The sequence below is a fragment of the Pseudomonas sp. HK3 genome, from assembly GCF_052920985.1.
Map to the genome: position 1 here is coordinate 57508 of NZ_JBREXD010000002.1, position 21287 is coordinate 78794.

Sequence of the window (21287 nt, forward strand, 5' to 3'; positions counted from 1 at the left end):
CCTTAGCTCATGTTTATTATCATAGTTCCCATTGGGAGCTATTAAAGTCTTTTTCAATTGATTTTTTAGCTTTTGAATCAGCTAAATAATCAAACGTTTCAATGTGTGCAGCGATGTAAACTGGTACTTTTCGAGTACCAGATAAAAACTCGCTCATTTTTGATTTATTAACACGTAACACCTTGGCGGCATCCGTGGGCTGTAAGCTCCACTTGTCTAGCCAATTTTGTAATTCTTCTTTATTCATGCAGCCTCTCGTCATCAATTGCGTATAAGGTCTCTAAGGTTCGCTTAATGCCCATAATGTCAGCGTCTGTATATTCATACGGCATATCGTCTGTTTCGTGACGTAACAAGACGCACAATTCAACTTCGCTAGCACCAAGCCTTGCTGAACGTGTTGCTAGTGTCCTCCGCCCTGAGTGAGTACTAAAACCTTTGATTCCAGCTTCACGCCCCCATTTGGTTACCATGGTTTGCAATGTATCGCAGGCCCAATAGATTTTTTCTTCACCATTACTACTTACACGTTTTTTTTGTTTTAACGCGTAAGCGCGTTTGTTCTCTGAAAGTATTACTTTAGAATCTTTTTTAAGACCTCGATAATGAGGGTTATCATCCATAATTAGACGCCTTACAACACGATATTTAATATATTGTTCAAGTGCGTTAAGTAATTTCTTATGATAAAAAAACACATGACCCGCTTTATTGTTCTTACAATATTTTGCTGGAATTATCACATCATTCTTTAATTTTCCGCTTTTCCAAAGCACATCTTTAATTTCGATTCCAGCCACTTCTGATATACGAAAACCCGCCGCAAACAAAAGCCAAACGATCAATACATTACGTTCTGGATTTCGCGTCTGTGTAGCAACAAATAAAAGCCGTTTTAGCTCTCTTGGCGTAAGAACAGGTGCTTTTTTCTTTCGATTGTCGCTAAGTCTTCTTATTAATCTTGGCCTTGCCATAACTCATTACGCTGGACTCTTTCCCCTAAGTTAGACTATTCACGAATGAATCGCAACAAAGCCCATAAAATAAGGACTTAAGGGAATAGCATCATCCCGATAGCCATCATTAACACAGTTATAAACACCACTACTAACACCTACCTATTTGTTCTACCTTTTTTCTTTCCCCACAAACCAAATTACTATATATTAGGTAAATCTAATTTAGATGTATCTAAATTTAATGCAAGATGCCTCTAGGACAGCCTATCCTCTACACTTACCAGAGGCATTTCACAGGATAAATACATGAAGCGCTTTCGATTACTCACAATATTCATAGCTTTAGTGTCACTGTTTAGCTCCACCACATGGGCAAATGATGTTGATACCTATCGCGCTAGCCTAAAAAACTATCCTAGTTGGTTCATATTAGAGGCTGAAATTGAAGCCATTAATCAAGCCACCATCAGTGCACAAACCAGTGGCCGCGTGCAATCTATTGAGGTGGATGTTAACGACTATGTTCAAACAGGCGACCTCATCATTCAGCTGCGCAACAAACAACAAAAAGCCGCTGTTGCGCAAGCCACCGCTGGGTTAACCCAGGCAAAAGCGTTAAGCACAGATGCTCAATCTCAACTAAAACGTGCCACCCCTCTATTTGAACAAGGCTCTGTCTCTAAGGGGCAATATGATTCGATTAAAGCCAATGCCGCATCCGTCGCCGCGCAAGTAAAAGCATCACAAGCCTTGCTGGCGCAAGCTCAAGAGCAGTTATCGTATACCCAAATTCGCGCGCCCTACGCTGGTATCGTTAAAGCTCGACTCGTCGAAATAGGTGAAGCGGTTAATCCTGGTACGCCATTAATGACAGGGTTATCGCTTAATCAATTACGAGCCGTTGCGCATTTACCGCAGCGTTTTATTACGATGGTGACGCCTCAATCTCAATTATTCGTCACGCATAAAAATCAAACTTTGCCATCAACAAGCGTTACGATTTTTCCGTTTGCCGACTCTAACAGTCGCAGTTTTAAAATACGGGCGGATATTAAAGCCGATAACGTAGGTTTGTTCCCTGGTATGTGGGTAAAGCTTAATATCCCCATGGCAGAACAGCCTGCTATTCGCATTCCGGCCAATGCTGTGATACACAAAGGCGAAGCCCGTTATGTTTACATCAAACAGAACAATACTTTTTTGCTGAGACAAGTGCGTTTAGGTGAGCAACACCCATCAACGTCCAAACATAATACTCAAATGTTTGTTGAGGTACTGGCTGGCATTAAAGATGGCGATGTGATTGCAGCCAACCCTTCGTTGGTTATGGCTGCTCAGGAGATTTAGCATGACTGAGCATTCATCAATCAAATCAACCCCCTTGGGGATTAGTGGCCGTTTAGCCAAAACGTTTCAGAATAATGCCATTACACCGTTACTCGCGTTATTTGGATTATTACTGGGCTTTTTTGCCATTATGGTAACGCCCAAAGAAGAAGAGCCACAAATTGATGTAACGTTTGCCAATGTTTTTATTGCGTTCCCCGGTGCATCGGCAAAAGAAGTCGAGAGTCTTATTAGCACACCCGCTGAACAAGTCTTAAGCGAAATAAAAGGCGTGGATGATATTTACAGTGTCTCCCGCCCCGGTATGTCGGTATTAACGGTCGCGTTTGAAGTAGGTCTAAAACGCGAAACCGCTATTTTAAATTTATACAACCAAGTGTATAGCCATCAAGATTGGTTGCCCGCAAATCTTGGCGCATCACAACCCATCATCAAGCCTCAAGGCATCGATGATGTCCCCATTATGTCGCTCACATTATTTAGCGAAGATGCATCTGTTTCAACTCAACAACTCACCGAACTGGCCCATGTATTAGAAGTCGAATTAAAGCGCATTGATGGCACACGTGATATTTACACCATCGGCGCACAACAAGATGTGGTTAACGTGCGTCTTGATCCGGTTCGCTTAAGTGCTTACAACATCACCATTGAGAACGTTGCAAATACACTGTTAAACGCCAATGCCAGTGCACCGATTCATAATGTTTATCAGCCGCAAAAGTACATTCAAGTACAAGCCGGACATTTTTTAACCCGTGTTTCTGAGATTCAGCAACTGGTCATTGGTCTGGCAAAAAATGGCAGCCCTGTTTACTTATCCGATGTGGCCGACATTGTTCATGGTGCTGATATTCCTGAATCCCAAGTACTGCATTTTGAAAATAGCCTAAGCGCGAATCAAAGCGCGGTGACTATCGCCATTGCTAAGCAACAAGGGAAAAATGCCTTTGATATCACCAGCGATATTGAAAAACGCTTAGAGCAACTATCAAACATTGTCATACCCGATAACATTAAAATAAACGTCACACGCAATTATGGTGATACCGCAAAAGATAAAAGCGACAAGCTCATTGCAAAATTATTATTTGCCACCGTCGCCGTTGTGTTGTTGGTACTCGTGACGATGAGCTGGCGCGAAGCCATTATTGTGGGCGGCGCGATATTTATCACGCTCGCCATTACATTATTTGCCAGCTGGGCATGGGGGTTCACACTTAACCGCATTTCATTGTTTGCACTGATTTTTAGTATTGGCATTTTAGTGGATGACGCCATTGTCGTGGTTGAGAATATTCATCGGCATTTACACATGGGCGGCAAAAAACTGTTAGATATTATCCCAATCGCTGTAGATGAAGTGGGCGGCCCGACCATTCTTGCAACGTTTACTGTTATTGCAGCTTTGATGCCCATGGCCTTTGTGACAGGGTTAATGGGGCCGTATATGAGCCCTATTCCCATTAATGCTAGTACCGGCATGTTAATTTCATTGGCCATTGCATTTATTGTAACGCCTTGGCTATCGTATCAATTATTGAAAAAACAAGCATCAACCAACCATCATCACAGCGATGAAAACACCACCAAGGAAGCCAAAACATATAAGGTATTTAATCGAATTATGCGCCCGCTTATCCAAGGTCAAAACGCGGCCCGCAATCGTTTAAAGGTGTTAGCGCTAGTGATCGGATTGATTTTATTGTCTGTGTCATTGCCCGTAATGAAAATGGTCGTGCTTAAAATGCTGCCATTCGACAATAAGTCTGAATTCCAAGTCATTGTTGATATGCCTGAAGACACACCAATGGAAGAAACACTGATTGTATTAGAGGCCCTTGGTGAAGAATTAAAATTGAATGAATACGTAAAAGACTTTCAGCTATACGCTGGCATCAACGCTCCAATTAATTTTAACGGTTTGATTCGCCAATATTATTTACGTAACGAGCCTCACATGGGCGATATACAAGTAAACCTCGTATCAAAAGGTGAACGCGACAAGCAAAGCCATGATATTGCGCGCCAGTTACGGCCAGAATTACAGCGTATCGGCAAACAATTTAATGCCAACGTAAAATTAGCCGAAGTACCACCAGGGCCTCCGGTTATGGCACCCATTGTAGCTGAGGTATATGGTGCAAATTACAATGAGCAAATTGCCACGGCCAAAGCCCTTCGCGCCGTGTTTGAACGCACAACCGACATCATTGATGTAGACGACAGTATCGAAGCGTCTCAGCAAAAAACCACCATACACATTGACCGCCAAAAGGCCGCTCAATTTGCCGTCCCGTATGCAAGCATCGTTAATGCACTAGATATTGCGTTGGGAGGCAAAGATGTCAGTTACTTACATGCGCAACATAATAAGTACGCCACTCCGATTCGCTTAGAATATAACGACAGCGACAAGGGTAATTGGCAAACGTTACTTAATAGCAAAGTTAGCAGCTTAAATGGCCAGTTGATATCCATTGCGGATATGACAACGCTGACCCATGGCACCATCGATAACATCATTTATCATAAAAATTTATTGCCTGTAGTATTTGTAAACGCCGATATGGCCGGTGACTTAGACAGTCCACTATATGGTTTATTTGATATGTCACTTGCAATGGACGACGCCGCAACGCAACAAAATGGCTTTAGCCCCAAGCAATATTTTATTCATCAGCCACAGGTCACGCATAAACCATCTATTAAGTGGGATGGCGAATGGCAAATCACCTACGAGACGTTTCGTGATATGGGGATTGCTTATGCCATCGGCATGATCTTGATATATTTATTAGTGGTGGCTCAGTTTAAAAGCTATCTAGTGCCTTTAATCATCATGGCCCCTATTCCGTTAACCATTATTGGGGTCATGCCGGGCCATGCTTTATTAGGCGCACAATTTACCGCCACAAGCATGATTGGCATGATTGCCTTGGCCGGAATTATCGTACGTAACTCCATTTTATTGGTTGATTTTATTAATCAAGAATTAGACAAAGGCATCGATATTGTAGAAGCTGCCATTAACAGCGCCGCCGTGCGAACAAAACCCATTATGTTAACCGGCATTGCCGCCATGACGGGGGCCTTCTTTATATTGGACGACCCCATCTTTAATGGTTTAGCCATTAGCTTAATCTTTGGAATTTTAATCAGTACGCTCTTCACCCTAGTACTCATCCCAATGCTGTATTGCGTATACAAACGCAATTAATCTCAATAAAAAGGCTTTATAAGTATTCATAAAGCCTTTCATTCAGGTTCTATTCAGATAAGCTTGTTAATATTAAACATTTAATATTTGAAGCAGGCTTTGTGTTGCGAACATTATTATCTATAACCCTTTTACTGCTTAGTTGCGCCAGTCTTGGCGCGCAAGAGCAAGCGACTGAGGACGAAAGTGACCCTTACTGGTTTGATGAAACGTTAGAAGACATGGTCACGCCCCTTAAACAGTGGGTCGAGGACCAAGTACATTCATCTGACGCGCCCGCTGAAAATATCTTCCGTGACAGTGATTTACGCCAAGCCATAAAAAAAGCCCTCGCTATCTTTCCTGGTACGGTATTAAGCGCCCAATACCTCAACCAACAGTACGAAATCAAAATAATCTCTGAGCAAGGCGTGATTGATGTGGTGACGATCAATATGGAGGAAGCAAATGAAACTCCTGCTAATTGAAGATGACAATGTCTTACGCGAACAATTACGCCTCAGCTTAGAAAAAGCCAATTTTACGGTCACATGCAGTGCCGATGGTGAAGATGGCTGGTATCAAGCAAAAGAATTTGAATTTGACTTGGCTATTATTGATATTGGCCTGCCTAAGCTATCAGGGCTTGAGGTCATCACAAACATTCGCAACAAAGGCTTAGCACTGCCCATATTAATTTTAACCGCCCGCAGTAGCTGGCAAGACAAAGTAGAAGGCCTAAACGCTGGCGCGGATGACTACCTTGCTAAACCGTTTCAATTAGAAGAACTGATTGCACGTGTGCAGGCTATGATTCGCCGCTCGTCGGGGTTTCCTAATAATATCATCGAACACGGTGACATCATACTCGACAGCACCACTCAAAGTGTTCGCAGTCAAGACCGCGATGTTGTACTCACCGCATTTGAATATAAAGTCCTTGAATACTTTATGCGCCATCCTCAACAGGTCATCTCTAAAACACGTTTAATGGACTACCTATACAATAATGATCAAGACAGAGACAGTAATGTTATTGAAGTACTGGTTAGCCGCCTACGGCAAAAATTAGACCCTAACAATACCATCAAACCTCTAGAAACATTACGAGGCCGAGGTTATCAATTTACGCTTAAAGGCAAAACGTCATGACGTTTTCACTGCGTAAACGTTTTTTTATTTTCACCGCCATCGCCTCTATCATTGTGATGCTTGTCAGCTCACTTATATTAAACTATGTGTACACCTTAGAGCTAAAAACAGAAGCGCAAGATAAACTTCGCCTGCATATTTTTAATCTTTTGTCTGTTTCTAATTTTAAAAATAATGAAATAGCCCTGCCTGTTATTTTATCTAACCCTGATTTTAACCGTGAAAACAGCCCTTTATTCTCTTATGTTACGAATCAAGAGAATCAAAAAGTATGGCAATCGCTTTCACTCTCAAAAGAAATTCATATTGAAGACAAACAGTCAAAAACCGGCAAATGGTAAATTTTGGTGAAACACGTTTTGAACAAGATGAATACCTATGGGCAAGTTATGGCATCAGTTGGAACCAAAGCCCGAAAAGCTATCGATATATGGTGGCAGTTAATAGTCAGCTGCTAAATGATGTCATTATGCGTTTTCGTATTTGGTTGGTTGGCGGTTTTATTTTTGTGAGCCTGCTTTTTTTATTGATTCAGCACTGGGTACTTAAACTTGCGTTTAATCCGATTAAGTCACTTAAACAAGAAATCATTCAATTAGAAAACGGCAACCAAGATCATATAATGAAACAATACCCAAAAGAATTAGTGGGTGTTAGCCATAATATTAATGCGCTGATTAAAAAAGAGCGCAATCAAAGGGAGAAATACCGAACCAGCATGGCTGACTTAGCCCATAGCTTAAAAACGCCCGTGGCTATTATTAATAATGAGCTGGGTCACAGTAACGACAACTTAATCGTACATAATGCTCTGTCGCGTATAAACGAGACCATCGAGTAACCAATTAAGAAAAGCGGTTATCAGCGGGCCTCATGTTATTTCACAAGGCGTCAATATTGAAAAATCCGTTAATGATGTGGTGTCTGCATTACAGAAAATACACATTGACCGCCAGATTATCGTTAAGATAACGGTGCCCAGTGACGTCACATTCCCTGGAGACAGCAATGACCTGCTAGAAGTACTGGGTAATCTATTAGACAATGGTTTTAAATACGCAAAATCGACGATATCGGTTAATGTTAGTACACGCAATAACAAACTCATCATCACAATCGAAGACGATGGTAATGGGTTATTAAGCGAAGATTGCATGATTATTTTTAATCGCGGTTTGCGCATAGATGAAACGCCTAACGGACAAGGATTAGGGTTATCTATTGTGAAAAACGTTATTGAAAGCTATCACGGATCAATAGAAGCATCGACATCACCGCTAGGCGGTGCACGCTTCATGATTGAAATACCACTAAGGACGCACAATGAAAATAATTAGCATGCTGCTTGTCGTTATTTCTTTATCGGCTTGCTCGTCTGTCACTATGCGCACAGACGATAAACCTAAATCTCATGCTGCACCCACCTTTCAAAAAACCTACACATACTGGTGGTGGTATTCGGTGGGCGAACATGATGTCAACGTACGTGAGATATGCAAAGGCAAGCCTGTTGAGCAAATACAAACCATTACCACAGCCACTGACTTTCTTGCCCATATATTTACCCTAGGTATTTATGCACCAAGAACAGCAAGAGTATGGTGTAAGGAGGGGGATCTATGAGCTTTCAATATAGAAAAATTTTAGTCAGCATTGGCGTGCTCGCTTCACTTGGTGGCTGCGCTAAAATGAACTTTATAAACGGTGTTGAGGTGAACGAAACCGTTAAGCGTGATCAATGGCATCACTCAGGTTTATTAGACTTCATTGAATTCAGTGCCCCCGTTAAAATCAATTATCTGTGCGATGACAAACAATGGGATACCATTACGATTGAGAAAAACTTTGCAAATATAGTTGCTAGCACTCTTTATATTTACACACCTTGGATAGCGCATTATGAGTGTCGAGAAAATATTGATTACTGACTGCTAACAAATACAATGCTAGCACGTAACAAAAAAAGGCTTACACATAATGTGTAAGCCTTTTTTCATGAAGTTAGAATGTAAATTTAGCACCTAATGAAAACAAGCTAGGTAAATCTGATACTTTTTCGCGGGTTGAGTAATCGTCATTGTAATCATATCCCGTGATATTCTGACGACCATAAATATTCTTCACATCAAAATATATATTGGTCATCTCACTTTTTTGATAATCAATGCGCAAGTCCATGGAGTGCACCGCTGATAAGCGTTCACTATTGATCTTGCCTTCAATCGGGTCATATAGATACGGGGCACTGCCACAGCCTGCACCCGTGTTATCGGCCTCGTAACCGCTGTCACATTTGTATACGGCTTTACCGCCAGAAATAGGCGTCACTAGATTTCCGCTTTGGTAGCGCCATTTAGCACCCACCGTCATTTTTGGGGTCAGTTCATAGCTCGCCACTAGGTTAACGATCCAAGGGCGATCATAAGAATAATTAAAACTTTCATCCGTAATGGTGTTTTTACGCTTTGTTTTACTGTAGGTCACCGATGCCCAACCATACCATCTATCTGTCAAATTCTTATTCACTAGAAATTCAACCCCATAAGTATGACCTTCGGCGGCATTTAAAAATTTCTTTTCGTTAGGCGACGTTTTTTCATCATATGCAGGATTAGAAATTACTAAGTCATGTAAATCTTTGTAATACACTTCTAATTTAGCGCTAACACTGTCATCTAACTGGTACTCAAAACCTGTTACATAGTGTTCACTGTTGGGCATATCTAATTCAGGGTTACCCGTTTCTTTTAATACCGCAAAGAAATCACGAGGGGTTTGAGTGTGCCTGCCAACCGCCCCAGTTAAGGTCCAGTTGTCTGTTAACTCATAACGGGATTGAAACCTTGGCTCAATGGTGGTTTCTTTCATATAATCATCATAGACATTGTTCATACCAAATGTCAGCTGTAGATACGGCGTAGCCATCCAATCATAAGCGTTAAAAATACGGGTTGTATCAAGGGTTAATTTATCTTTTAATGTGATTTTAGTTCCGGTTGATGCAGGCCCACAAACTTCTAAGTCGTCATTACACGGGTCATATAAACCCGTCATATCATAACGTAAAATATTTTGCGAAAACTCTGCGCCATAACGGTAATTGTCACCATTATTTAGCGGGGTTTCAAACTGCATTTTCATACGATAATCATCACTGGTGGTAACAATATCGAATAAAGTACCGATTTTAAATTTGAAATCTTGCTCTTTGTGGCTAAACACAAACAAACCAGATGTGCCGCCAGAGTAAAGCGTGTCATACATGATGCCCTGGCTATTATAATAACCATCGGAGTTCAGTTTTCCGACAATAGCCGGTTCTTTATTGGCATCTTCATATTTATCACCAATCTCAATGGTCACATGGTCACGAGCACCTAACGCAAGAAACTTCAAGTTGCTGGTATCACTTAAACGATAATGATATTTAAACTGGTAATCGTTGTATTTAGGGACCTGAGTAATGGCAATATCATCATCTGTATCTTTGATGTTATCAAAGTACCAATCCAATAAACCTTCACGCCAAGAGGCATAAAATGAACTTTTTTCAGTAACCGCACCTTCAACTAAAATGCCCGCCTCTAAAAAGCTAATATCCACAACGGTGGTTAAGCCCTCTTGGTATGGATCACGTAATGTTGTATCCAACACCGCACCTAATGCATTTGAATACTGGCTATCCCACGCACCGGCTTTTAGGGAAAAGTCTTCAATAATATTAGGGTTATAAGTACTGTTGCCTAGGTTATGAAACAAATAACCCACCGGAATATGATCGGTTTGGTAATAATTATCTTCTGGACTTGAACCACGTACAGCAGGCTCGCCTTCGCCGTTATCACCTAACACCACACCAGGCATGGCTTCTATGGCTTTAAGCGGATCACCACCAGAGCCTGGTACTTTGAATAATTTATCTGTCGTGATTTTAGCGCCTTTATTTTGCGCGCCCTGTACGCTGATCGTTGATAACTCAGCCACATCGGCATCTGAGTTGTCCGCACGTACCTGCAACACAGTGGTTGCTAAAATTAGACTTAATGAAACCGTGGATGCTTTCACTTGCTACTACCCCATTTATAAGATTAGGTGAGCATAACAAGCCAATCTGAATGCTAGCTGAACAAGATATCTTCAATTTCAATAGTTTTGTCAAAGTATAATTAACTCAGTATGCTAGCCCCTCTCTTTACGCCCTATGGTTATATTTGTGATTTGTGACGCTTTAAAATCGCCTAAATTAACGTCATTAGTCACGTTTTTTATTCTACTTATCACTGTGTGCTTAAGCCCAGTGATTGCACAGCCGTTTACTCCAGCACAAGAACCGAGCACAAACGTTGACGCTCAGCCGGATTTAACGGGTCTGCCAGACTTGCCCCTTGCTGAACATAAAACGGTAACAAACAAGCAAGATCATTTTTTTTATTTTAATCAACGCTACGGTTCAGAGTCTCAGTTTGGGCCCATGAATGTTTGGCTCAATGTAGGATTAGTCGTGCCCGGGCGATTGAGCACACAACCTCAATTAGATAAAATAAATTATGCCCAAGGCTGGAAGCAACTAAAAAGCAGCTTAACTCATCAAGATGATGTGCTCGATGAATCTGGTGGTACCGATGCGTCGTTAAAAAAAGAATTCATTCCTTTTGCGCATCCATCCGGTGCATGGCTGCCAAATTATTTTTTGCACCTGCTAGGCGAAGGCATGCTCTCACGCAAACTGGAGGAGTATTATTTAAGTCAAGAAAACACCACGCCACTACAAGCTAAAGTAAAAGCGGTTGTTACACTGGTGGCGGCTCAAGCAACAAACGAAGTGGTTGAATACGAATTACCATGGGAGCAACGCTTAGATCCATTAGCCGATTTTTATTTTAATCTAGCCGGCATCATTGCTTTTTCATTTGATGAGGTGGCGCAGCTTCTAAGTAATGATTATCTTGATTACTATTATTGGCCAGGGCAACCCATTCTTGATGTACAAGATGGTGCCCTTTTTAACCAAGGGGAACAATATTACTTTCGAAGTAATTTAGGTTTTGATAGCCATATACGTCTAGCCATTATTAGTGGCATGCCCGCCACAGGGCTGGGCATAGCATACCCTATTAATGATGATGACCAGCTCAGTGTCTTATTCGCCACCGACGTATCCGTTAGTCACCCCCATGAACAAGTAGAGCAACTTGAACGAGGCACTGACTTTACCGCCAGTGAAATCGCAAAGCTTTATAACCGATCTGTAAACGCCTACTGGGACCGTAAAGGCTCGCTCATGGGCAGCCTAGCGCTCAGTTATGACCCCTTCTATCAAGTTAGCCTCAATCTGTACCCACAAACTTACCCAACATTAAAAATTGGCGGTTTATCACTAAGCGATGTTGGTATTGGTGGTTACTTAATCGCCTCTCAAGAAGGCGCGAACAGTATTGGCCTCACCTTTAGTTTCACCCCATTAATGCTAGGGCTACGCCGCTAAGCAAGCGGGTTAAGCTAGCTTAATGCCATAACCGAAATCAAAGCCCAATCATCATAACTGTAAAATATATAAGAAAACCGAAGATTCACCCTGCCTTATGCAAAGCCTTGTCTATACTAAAAAGGGAAAGAAAGGGGGAATTATGTGGTTATCAATAGAAAAATGGATCGCCCGTTACCACGCTTATCAGGCAAGATCACACTATAAACGCCAACGCTATGCTTTATGCTTGCATTATTTGCATGCACTGGCAAATTGGGATCGACAATTTTTAAACAACCCTATGTACGCAGGCTACATGGCAATTTGTCATTACCAGTTAAAGCATTGGGATAATATTACAGAAGAAGTAGAAACCGCTTTATTTTTATTGCGCCGATATGTTGATAATGATAAAGACGCTTTAATTTTGTGGCAGGATTTAAAAAGTCATCTTGCTGATCTGCGTTATGTCACACCAAATAATCTTGGGTTAAAAAAAGCAGGCGGCCTTTAATCAACACACAAAAATAAAACACGATATCGATCGTGTTTTATTTTTATCAGCCTTGTAAAATAGGCCAACGTTGATAAATACCTTGCTCATCATAAACTAAAATATCACCAAACTGCAGCAACACAGATTCAGACTGAGTGGGTCGTAGAAAAATATAATCATCTTGTTCTAGCTCAATACTCACTGAACCGTTATACATTTCTTGATTACTCGAACGGCCATAAACAGGGTTTAACGTTAAGCCTCTTGGTGAAATTGGGTGGGCTTTCCAATATCCACCATAAGCAAAAAATGTTTTATGCCAATTTTGATTCCACATAGCCATCACCCTACCCAAACCCGATACACCTGGAATCTGCGTTTGATCCAACACTTTTAAAACAGGGCTCGCAATAAACGCCGCGGCATCATGATCTTCCAGTGTGGGCAAATCAAAATCCGATGGTTTTACTAAGCACGAACCAGCGCTTAATTCATTCATCGGCCAACTTGATGTCGGGCCCTGATTATAAAGTTGATATGTTGGGCTCCCTGCTGCATTCAAGGTTAAATCTTGCACACTGTGTTTTAAATAACGCTCCGCGAGCTCAACATAATGCTGGTAATCCGCCATCGCATTATCACGATGATCAAGCGGATCCCCCGGGACTTTGCCGATGTGTGGCTCATACCCCATAAAACCAGATAAGGTTAAATATTCGCTTTGCTCAATTCGCGCGAGCATAGCGATTAATTCATTGTCGTTATTAACACCACCACGATGTAAGCCCACATCTAATTCGATGTTTATATTTAAATAAAGTGAGTGTGCTTGAGCAAAAGACTCATACTGCGCTAAACGCTTATTTGAATCCAACAGCCACTGTAATTGTAATCTAGGGTTAAATGTAGAATCTGTCTGGGCATGAGTTTGATAAAAGGTTTTCACCGCCGCGATCGGCATTGGCTTTCCCATTAATATATCGGAAGCAGGAATGTCATTCGCCACAGAATTTAAAAACGGTTGATGAAACACCATTAGTTTGTTTGTATTGGCTTGCGACATTGTCCACTTTAGCATATCAACAGACGGTAAAGACTTAGCAACAATACGATATTCAAATCGGTCTTTTAAATGTTTAGTCAGGGTTTCAATATTCTTTGCCATTATCCTCTTATCAATCACAAGTGCTGGTGTTGCTATACCTTGAGCACGCAAAAATTGACTCAATTCTTTAAAGTATTCATTATGATTTTTTTCACCCATATCACCCGGCTTAGCCCAAGCCAAGGTCCCTACTGCCGCCGCTGCAACCCCTGCTTTTATAACGGTGCGCCTTGATACACCTTTATTCGAATCGTCACTCATGTGTTACCTTTTTATTGTTCTTAATTAGCCTAAGTGTTAAATAGCGACGCCAAATACGGATTTAAGAACTGTCCTTTAGGATCAAGCTGCCGACGAATATCGTTGAAGTCTTGCCAGTGTGTGTAATGCTGCGAAAATTGATTGACCTTCATTGTATTCATTTTCCCCCAATGCGGCCGACCATTATATTTTTGCATGATAGGTTCAATCGCCGCAAACATGGCTTGGTAATTTTCTTTGTGGTAACGATGAACCGCAATTGAACAGGTTTCCCGACCGTTAAATGGGCTTAGCCAAATATCATCTTGTTTTATAAACCGCACTTCGAATGGAAAAAATACTTCGGGAAATTGTGTTTCAACGACTTTACGAATTTCATTAAACGCTTTGATCATGTTTTCACGTGGCAAATGGTATTCCATTTCATTAAAACGCACGTTACGCTCACTGGCATAGTTCTGCCAGCTATTAGCGACATTCACTTCGTTTGATAGGGTTTTTATATACGAGCCTAGTATAAGCTCACGTAGTTTAGGGCTCCAACTTAAAATATCACGAGCGGTTTTTAAATCTTCAGCACCGTCGTTTTGATCCAGTTTCTCGGACTTTGTTACAGGGTCATCGGTTGTGTTTTGCACATCAATGAATCCCATTCCTGTAAAGGGAATAAAATAGAATTCAAAGTTACGATTATTATCTGCCAAGCTATCTGCGTTTTCTAATATTTCTTCTATGGGCAGCCATGTGGTTTCACGCTTTAATTTGTAAGGTTCTTGATTTTGTAAAGTCACTTGCGAAACAATGCCTAGCGCGCCTAAGTTAACCCGTGCAGCATTAAAAATATCGCGGTTTTTATGTGTACTGCATTCTATGATGTCACCATTGGCAAGTACCATTTGTAACCCTGCAACGTCGTTCGACATGCAGGTTAGCTGTGCTCCCGTACCATGAGTTGCGGTGGCAATTGCGCCTGCCAGACTTTGTTCATCGATATCCGGCATATTCAATAGTGCTTGACCTTGCTTAGCTAGCGGCTCGCCCATATCCCCTAAACGAGTGCCCGCCCAGACCGTTGCCTGTTTCTTGGTATCGTCAACACTGATCACTCCCGATAACCGGCTAAGAGACACGATCGTATCATCGGTAGGCACCAGTGGTGAAAATGAATGGCCTGAGCCCACTGGCCGTATAATTCCTGTACTTTGCTGCAATAACTGTTGCAGTTGCGATACATCCGCCGGGGCGCTGCGCATAGCGGGATAGCACACTTGCGAGCCAGACCAATTTCGCCACGGTAACGTTTTTTGATTTGCCGCTAACAGATGAGAAGGCATTGCCATCACTGCTGCGGCGCCCATTAATTGTTGTAGAAACGTGCGACGTGATTGCATAATTATTATATTTTTTAATGATTGTTATTGATTTTTTGTGCCATGAAATCAATCAAAGCTGTAAATTGTTCCGCGTTACAGTCCATGCATAAGCCAAAGGGTGGCATACCACCAAAACCATTTACGACATTATTAAGCAGTGTTTCGTTGCCTTTTTCTAGGCGTTCATTCCATGCTTCTACATCGCCTGTCAAAGGGGCCTTGGTACCTTCTAATGTATGGCAGTTACGGCAGCTGCGCTGATAGATTTCATTGAGTTGTTGATCGTTTGGCTGTAAAGACTGAGCAGTGGCTAATATTTGTTCAGAGCTAGGCCCTTGTTCGCAGGCACTAAGAAAAACAGTCAATAATAGGAAAATATATGCTCTTACCACAGGGCACCTTTATTTTTATTTTAAATATTATATTTTGTAAGGGTGATGTTTTTTGCCAATCAGGTCAATTGTCAATCCGGCCAACGTAAGTGCTTATTCTAAGTTTTTGGGAATCACAATTTGTATACTAAACCCTTCTCCTTTTACTGGAAAAAACAAACGCCCCTTTAATGCTTGGCACACCAAGTTATAAACCATATATAGGCCTAAGCCAATGTGACCATCAGGACCTGTTTTACTGGTAAAAAAGGGTTTGCACAAGTTTTTAACCCACTCAGGCTTAATACCTTGGCCGTTATCATTAAAACTAATCTTCACTTGATCATTGCTATCTTCTGTTACAATAATATTCATAATGGGTGTTTCACCCGCATCAGCATGACTATGAAGTAACGCGTTATCAATCAATTGTACTAATATCGAGCTCAATGCGGTTTTATAGGTATACATTTTAAGCACATGATCACACTCAATATTGACGCGCCAACCCGCCATACGCCAGCGCTGACTGTTAATCACACTTTCAACTAAATCAAAAACCGTAATATGGCTTGCCTTTAAATCGACCTGCCAAGATGACACCTCTCTAAAACGTTTTACCACTTTGATCATACGTTTTTGATTATTACTGACCAACCCTAAAGATTGGTTAACAATCGAAATAAACCGCTCATAGTTAAAAGATTTATCATTTTCTTTTTCTCGCATCGCTAAAATATCCGTTAGGCTCTCGCTTAAAAATGTTGTTGTCACCACATTACTGCCAAGCGGTATACTAATTTCTTTTGCAATGCCTAATGAAAACTGCTCCATAATGGTTAAGCGCTCTTGGTCTAACTCTTCTCTTAATTTTTCTGACGATTTACGGGCGGTAATATCCTGCACTGTCCCTTCAAAGCCAGCTTCATTTGACGATTCAAAATAACGTAAATTAATGCTCACCCAGCGCTCTTCTCCGGGTTCTGTTTTAATCAATAATTCGTTATCTGTGCTACTACCATGTTTACGTGCTTGCTTTACCATGCGTTGAAAATCAGCATAATTAGAACGTAAATAACCTCTTATATCCGTTACGGTATCCAGCATATCTTGTCGTTCGTTAAACCCAAATATGTTGGCACATGCTCGATTAACGCTGGTTAGCTGATAAAGTCGATTGGACTGAAAATTCCCAATCGGAGAGTTCTCATACAGGCTTTGGTAACGTTTAAGCGCGTTAACATGTTCATCTTTACTTTTAATTAATGCCTGTTCCGTTTCAATACGTTTCTGTGTCGATGTGGTGATACGATCGGCTAATGAGAATGCTAAAAATAACACTTCAAGAATAGAACCAATAAGATAGCCATACGTGCTTAGCCACGTGGTTTCTCCTATCCCCAACCCCCTAAAATTAAGCAGTAGTATCCCAACTAAAAAGAGCGCCCAGGCACAGGTAAAATAACGAGCCGCGGTATACCCTTTAGACCAAAGATAAGCGCCCGAAAATAACCCTGAAAAAATAGACACTATGCCAGTGACAACAATGATTGGGGTCGCAGTACTGTAATCTAATACAAACAAACTGATTAAGTTAATGAAAACAATCACGCGTAATGCGACAAAGTATTTATGCAGCTTGGGGCTACTTTTGGACAGCCTTAAAAAAGTCGACATAAACGTTAAAACAGCCAACTGATACAAAGAATAGGCAACCGGGAAACTATAAACGTTTACCTCCGGTGTGTTTGGCCAGATCCAAGCAAAACCTCGCCCATCAAATGAAAGCTGTAATAATAAAAATGAAGAAACGGCTAATACATAAAATAAATATCCACGTTCTCTTATCACCAAAAATATAAATAAGTGATAAAGCGCCATGACCAATAACACACCATAATAGGCGCCATAAACCGCCTGTTCTATGGCAAGGTGCTCGGCATAGTCGAGTTCTGTCCACCATTTTATGGGGAACATCATGGTGCCTTTGGTTTCTATGCGTGCAATGAGGCGAAAGTACGTTGGGTCGTCATTGGACATGCCCAAAACAAAATCTGGGACTTTTACTAAACGCTCTGAAAATTGACGAGCATCACCACTGTGTATGCTTTGAATAAGCTGATCGCCGTCATATAAGTAGATATCAAGATAATCCAACAGCGGATAAGAGATTTGTGCCACCCACTCACCTTTTCGGTAAGCTTGGATATTTTGCATTACCCATAAAGTGGCATTGGAGTAGCCAAAGTTGAGCTCGCCATCGCTGGCTTGCCACTCAGACGCTTCCAGCACCTGCTCGACTGAATGAGGCTCGTTTTCAGGCTCGATCCAGTAATACAGCGGCGATGTGGTTAACCCTACGATACTTTGCTCTGAAGCCTGTACAGGTAACAGCCAAAACAAGGGTAAAAGAATAAAAAGATATTTCAAAAGGGACCATCCAACCTTACTCTTTTATAAGCTTAGCAGCATTGAAAAAGTCTTCACTGGCATATATCTTTAATAGGCAACAGCGGCCACATCTGACCCTCATCATAATGTGCCATATCGCAGTTTTTCACTGGCTGATGGGTATCACGGTGAGCAAGGGGAGCGAAACAGATTAAACGCCTCTGCTAACGTCCGTATCTTTATATGGTCACTGACTTGTTACCCCTTTGCCGACTGTTTATTTACATACGCTTAAGGCCCAAGCCAGCTAACATATTAGGTAAGTGCTTTCTCAGCGATTGTCTGAACCGACCTATTTGGTCATGCCAAGCCTAATCAATAACCCTCGCTCCCCTACCTTTCCGGCATTATGGTGGATATTTGCTAGGCTTTATGTATCTGCATTGCTAAGGAGTGGATATGGCAAAACGCTCACCCATTGCGCCTAGCCGATTTAAAGCAAAATACGACAAACTCAACAGCACTACCAAATCACTGCTTTTTTTTATTTTGATAGTAAGTGTTTTGATTGGCCTAGGTTTGGTTTACCATTTTAACTCGCCCCCTAGCCTGGAGAATGCTCAGCGCTTTTTTGAGCAACGAAAAAGTGTAGAAGAGTATCATGCGTATAAAGAAGAAGAGGAAAGCGCAAAAAAACGGGCTGAAAAAAATATTTTTTTACAAAATTAGTCTATTTTTTTATTAAATTTAAAGCATTCACTAAATGAACAATAGATAACACTATCTGCTAACCCTGCCTTAATAAGCCTCAAAACATAAAAAATGCCCAACTGGGCATTTTAATATTTTCACTTTAGCGTACAAACAAAGTGTATTTACGAGTTAGGCTTTTGTCGCATTAATCCTTCTTGCGCAACACTCATAATCAATTGGCCGTCTTCATGATACACATGGCCAATATTCAGCCCTCGCCCGCCGGATGCCGCTGGGCTTTGCATATTGTAAAGCATCCAGTCCCCTACTCGCGGAGGGTGATGAAACCAAATAGCATGATCCAAACTCGCCACTTGCATTCCTTTAGTGGCAAATGAAACACCGTGTGGTTGCAATGCCGTGCCCACTAAATGAAAGTCAGAACTGTAGGCCATTAATGAATAATGTAAGGCTAAGCTTTGTTTGCTCCAATCATTAATCGGTTTAAACCACACATCTTTTTGCGGGTCACGCTTATCAGGCATAAAAATATTAATTGGGTTAATCGGGCGACTTTCAACGGGCTTGTCAGAGGTATACTTGTCACGGACATTTTCTGGAATCATCTCGGCAAATTTACGCGTGATCTCCAATTGCGACATGATGCCGTCTGGGCCTTTCACATCAGGCATGGGCATTTGGTGCTCAAAACCTGTTTCAGGCAACTGAAAACTGGTGTTTTGAGTTAAGATAATCTTACCATCTTGAATGGCGTCAACCCGTAATGCCGCAAAGCTTCGACCTTTACGTAAAACCTCAACTTTGTAATCAACATGCCCGTTTACATGCCCTGGTAATAAAAAGTAGGCATGTAACGAATGAGGCAAAAAACCTTCTGGAGCCGCCTGCATAGCGGCATTCAGGGATTGTCCTAGAATTTGCCCCCCAAATAAGTTACGAAAACCCAAGTCTTCGCATTCGCCACGGTAAAGGTAGGTTTGTGGTCCTTCGTGTAGAAATTTGACACTCAATAAATCAATTAATTGCTGGGTGACAGCGTGCATGTGCTTGTCCTTTATCAATACAACTTAGACCAGTTTAGATTAAACACTCTAGAGAAGCATATTCAAACAGACGTTTGAACGCAAAATTATCGTTAAAACACACTGTCATATTAAACACGCCATTGGTGACACCACTGCTTTGCCCTATAATGCGCGCCTCAATTGATATCCAAGGTAGTGGTTGCATGCATCAAGTGGCACCAGAGCAGTATTTAAGCTTATTGGCAGACAAACAGCAGCTTATTGAAGACCAATTTGCGCAGTTTAATATTGGTGACATCGACGTTTACGACAGCGAGCCTGTGCATTTTCGTCAACGCGCCGAATTTCGCATCTGGCATGAAGGCGATGAGTGTTTTCACGCGATGTTTGAGCCCGGCACCAAAACCAACCCAATTAAGATTGATCACTTCCCGACTGCCAGCCTCGCCATTTGCGAATTAATGCCCAAGTTAATTGAAGCCATCAACAAGCAGCCCATTCTTAAACACAAGTTATTCCAGCTTGAGTATTTAAATACGCTGTCAGGCGAAATGCTGGTTACCCTGATTTACCACAAACAGCTTAACGATGAATGGATTGCCGCCGCCACTGCGGTAAAAGAAGCCTTAGGTGTGCATGTTATTGGCCGTGCTCGCAAAATGCGCTTACTGATGGATCAAGAGTACGTAATGGAGACGCTGAACGTCGATGGTAAAGCCATACAATATCAGCAGATTGAAGCCAGTTTTACCCAACCCAATGCCCGCGTAAATGAGAAAATGCTCAGTTGGGCACGCAGCTGTGCCACCGCTGGTGATGCCGATTTACTTGAATTGTATTGCGGTAACGGTAACTTCTCTTTAGCGCTTGCAGATCAATACCGCAGCGTATTCGCCACCGAGATCAGTAAAACGTCGGTTAACGCGGCTAATTTTGCCAAAGAAGCAAACGGCATCGAGAATGTGACTTTTGCCCGCGTGAGTGCAGAAGAGTTCACCGAACATATGAATGGCACTAAAATCCGTAGGCGCTTATCAGGCTTGGGCTTAGAAGACGCCGATTTTCAAACCGTTTTAGTGGACCCGCCAAGAGCCGGGCTAGATAAAGCCAGCTGCGATATGATCAGCCGCTACCCTAATATTATTTACATTAGCTGTAACCCTGACACCCTAGAAATGAATATCCAGCAGTTAAGCGCCACCCATGAGGTAAAGCGCTTTGCTATGTTTGACCAATTCCCCTATACACATCACATCGAATGCGGCGCCTATCTTCAGGCTAAGTAATCGTTATTGGCCCCTTGATGCTTAAGGGGCCTTTCAATTTAAGTTATAAAAAACGCTATACATAAGCCATATAACACGTCACTTACATGGCTTTACATAATCACCACTGAGTTAAAAACAGCAATCCGCCATAATGCGCTC

The 21287-nt window shown here is 41.7% G+C and carries 21 protein-coding genes; 13 read left to right on the top strand and 8 right to left on the bottom strand.

Translation table 11 applies throughout. The annotated features are described in order from the left end of the window. Nucleotides 1–19 precede the first annotated feature (19 nt). Together ACU6U9_RS11180 and ACU6U9_RS11185 are read right to left on the bottom strand one after the other, a co-directional pair. Entirely contained in the window at nucleotides 20–247 is a 228-nt protein-coding gene (locus tag ACU6U9_RS11180) for a hypothetical protein (RefSeq protein ID WP_446735127.1), read from the bottom strand. Further along, nucleotides 240–974 carry a tyrosine-type recombinase/integrase gene (locus tag ACU6U9_RS11185; protein ID WP_446735128.1) on the bottom strand — a complete coding sequence of 245 codons (735 nt, stop codon included), beginning with the start codon at nucleotides 972–974 and terminating at the stop codon, nucleotides 240–242. The genes ACU6U9_RS11180 and ACU6U9_RS11185 overlap by 8 nt, the downstream gene beginning before the upstream one ends. 291 nt (nucleotides 975–1265) lie before the next feature. Here ACU6U9_RS11185 and ACU6U9_RS11190 point away from each other — a divergent pair, with 291 nt between their 5' ends. From ACU6U9_RS11190 to ACU6U9_RS11230, 9 genes are all read left to right on the top strand, one after another. Next, on the top strand, nucleotides 1266–2306 hold the full coding sequence (locus ACU6U9_RS11190) for an efflux RND transporter periplasmic adaptor subunit (protein WP_446735129.1): 1041 nt from the start codon (nucleotides 1266–1268) through the stop codon (nucleotides 2304–2306). A 1-nt stretch (nucleotide 2307) separates the two neighbouring features. Next, nucleotides 2308–5526, top strand: a complete 3219-nt coding sequence (locus ACU6U9_RS11195; RefSeq protein ID WP_446735130.1) for an efflux RND transporter permease subunit — start codon at nucleotides 2308–2310, stop codon at nucleotides 5524–5526. A gap of 101 nt (nucleotides 5527–5627) precedes the next feature. Next, nucleotides 5628–5993 carry a hypothetical protein gene (locus ACU6U9_RS11200; RefSeq protein WP_446735131.1) on the top strand — a complete coding sequence of 122 codons (366 nt, stop codon included), beginning with the start codon at nucleotides 5628–5630 and terminating at the stop codon, nucleotides 5991–5993. Continuing rightward, on the top strand, nucleotides 5974–6657 hold the full coding sequence (locus tag ACU6U9_RS11205) for a response regulator transcription factor (protein ID WP_446735132.1): 684 nt from the start codon (nucleotides 5974–5976) through the stop codon (nucleotides 6655–6657). The genes ACU6U9_RS11200 and ACU6U9_RS11205 overlap by 20 nt, the downstream gene beginning before the upstream one ends. Next, nucleotides 6654–6998, top strand: coding sequence for a hypothetical protein (locus ACU6U9_RS11210; protein ID WP_446735133.1), 345 nt, complete (start codon nucleotides 6654–6656; stop codon nucleotides 6996–6998). Before ACU6U9_RS11205 ends, ACU6U9_RS11210 begins: the two co-directional genes overlap by 4 nt. Continuing rightward, a complete protein-coding gene (locus ACU6U9_RS11215) occupies nucleotides 6992–7498 on the top strand; it encodes a hypothetical protein (protein WP_446735134.1) in 507 nt (168 codons plus the stop codon). Before ACU6U9_RS11210 ends, ACU6U9_RS11215 begins: the two co-directional genes overlap by 7 nt. Nucleotides 7499–7577: 79 nt before the next feature. After that, nucleotides 7578–7994, top strand: coding sequence for an ATP-binding protein (locus tag ACU6U9_RS11220; protein ID WP_446735135.1), 417 nt, complete (start codon nucleotides 7578–7580; stop codon nucleotides 7992–7994). Next, a complete protein-coding gene (locus tag ACU6U9_RS11225) occupies nucleotides 7981–8280 on the top strand; it encodes a Bor family protein (RefSeq protein WP_446735136.1) in 300 nt (99 codons plus the stop codon). The genes ACU6U9_RS11220 and ACU6U9_RS11225 overlap by 14 nt, the downstream gene beginning before the upstream one ends. Continuing rightward, complete coding sequence (locus ACU6U9_RS11230) at nucleotides 8277–8585, top strand: hypothetical protein (RefSeq protein WP_446735137.1); 309 nt, start codon at nucleotides 8277–8279, stop codon at nucleotides 8583–8585. The genes ACU6U9_RS11225 and ACU6U9_RS11230 overlap by 4 nt, the downstream gene beginning before the upstream one ends. Before the next feature lie 73 nt (nucleotides 8586–8658). On the opposite strand, the gene ACU6U9_RS11235 is transcribed toward ACU6U9_RS11230, so the two are convergent. After that, complete coding sequence (locus ACU6U9_RS11235; RefSeq protein WP_446735138.1) at nucleotides 8659–10722, bottom strand: TonB-dependent receptor plug domain-containing protein; 2064 nt, start codon at nucleotides 10720–10722, stop codon at nucleotides 8659–8661. A gap of 148 nt (nucleotides 10723–10870) precedes the next feature. On the opposite strand from ACU6U9_RS11235, the gene ACU6U9_RS11240 reads away from it, so the two are divergent. Next, complete coding sequence (locus tag ACU6U9_RS11240; protein ID WP_446735139.1) at nucleotides 10871–12142, top strand: hypothetical protein; 1272 nt, start codon at nucleotides 10871–10873, stop codon at nucleotides 12140–12142. 142 nt (nucleotides 12143–12284) lie between these two features. Next, nucleotides 12285–12638: a hypothetical protein gene (locus tag ACU6U9_RS11245; protein WP_446735140.1), complete on the top strand. Its 354-nt coding sequence runs from the start codon at nucleotides 12285–12287 to the stop codon at nucleotides 12636–12638. A gap of 46 nt (nucleotides 12639–12684) precedes the next feature. On the opposite strand, the gene ACU6U9_RS11250 is transcribed toward ACU6U9_RS11245, so the two are convergent. The 4 genes from ACU6U9_RS11250 to ACU6U9_RS11265 form a co-directional block, all read right to left on the bottom strand. Further along, nucleotides 12685–13986 (bottom strand): DSD1 family PLP-dependent enzyme, encoded by a 1302-nt coding sequence (locus ACU6U9_RS11250; protein WP_446735141.1) that lies wholly within the window; start codon nucleotides 13984–13986, stop codon nucleotides 12685–12687. Between the two features lie 29 nt (nucleotides 13987–14015). Next, nucleotides 14016–15377: a D-arabinono-1,4-lactone oxidase gene (locus ACU6U9_RS11255; protein WP_446735142.1), complete on the bottom strand. Its 1362-nt coding sequence runs from the start codon at nucleotides 15375–15377 to the stop codon at nucleotides 14016–14018. A gap of 14 nt (nucleotides 15378–15391) precedes the next feature. Continuing rightward, nucleotides 15392–15751: a c-type cytochrome gene (locus ACU6U9_RS11260; RefSeq protein WP_446735143.1), complete on the bottom strand. Its 360-nt coding sequence runs from the start codon at nucleotides 15749–15751 to the stop codon at nucleotides 15392–15394. Between the two features lie 93 nt (nucleotides 15752–15844). Then, nucleotides 15845–18160: a 7TM diverse intracellular signaling domain-containing protein gene (locus ACU6U9_RS11265; RefSeq protein ID WP_446735144.1), complete on the bottom strand. Its 2316-nt coding sequence runs from the start codon at nucleotides 18158–18160 to the stop codon at nucleotides 15845–15847. Between the two features lie 420 nt (nucleotides 18161–18580). Between ACU6U9_RS11265 and ACU6U9_RS11270 the strand changes: the two genes are divergently transcribed. Continuing rightward, a complete protein-coding gene (locus ACU6U9_RS11270; protein ID WP_446735145.1) occupies nucleotides 18581–18850 on the top strand; it encodes a hypothetical protein in 270 nt (89 codons plus the stop codon). Between the two features lie 146 nt (nucleotides 18851–18996). Here ACU6U9_RS11270 and ACU6U9_RS11275 read toward each other — a convergent pair whose 3' ends face one another. Continuing rightward, nucleotides 18997–19878, bottom strand: coding sequence for an acyl-CoA thioesterase domain-containing protein (locus ACU6U9_RS11275; RefSeq protein WP_446735146.1), 882 nt, complete (start codon nucleotides 19876–19878; stop codon nucleotides 18997–18999). A gap of 185 nt (nucleotides 19879–20063) precedes the next feature. Here ACU6U9_RS11275 and trmA point away from each other — a divergent pair, with 185 nt between their 5' ends. Then, the gene (gene trmA, locus ACU6U9_RS11280) at nucleotides 20064–21146 is read left to right on the top strand and encodes a tRNA (uridine(54)-C5)-methyltransferase TrmA (RefSeq protein ID WP_446735147.1); all 1083 of its coding nucleotides are present in this window, start codon (nucleotides 20064–20066) and stop codon (nucleotides 21144–21146) included. Nucleotides 21147–21287: the final 141 nt, after the last annotated feature.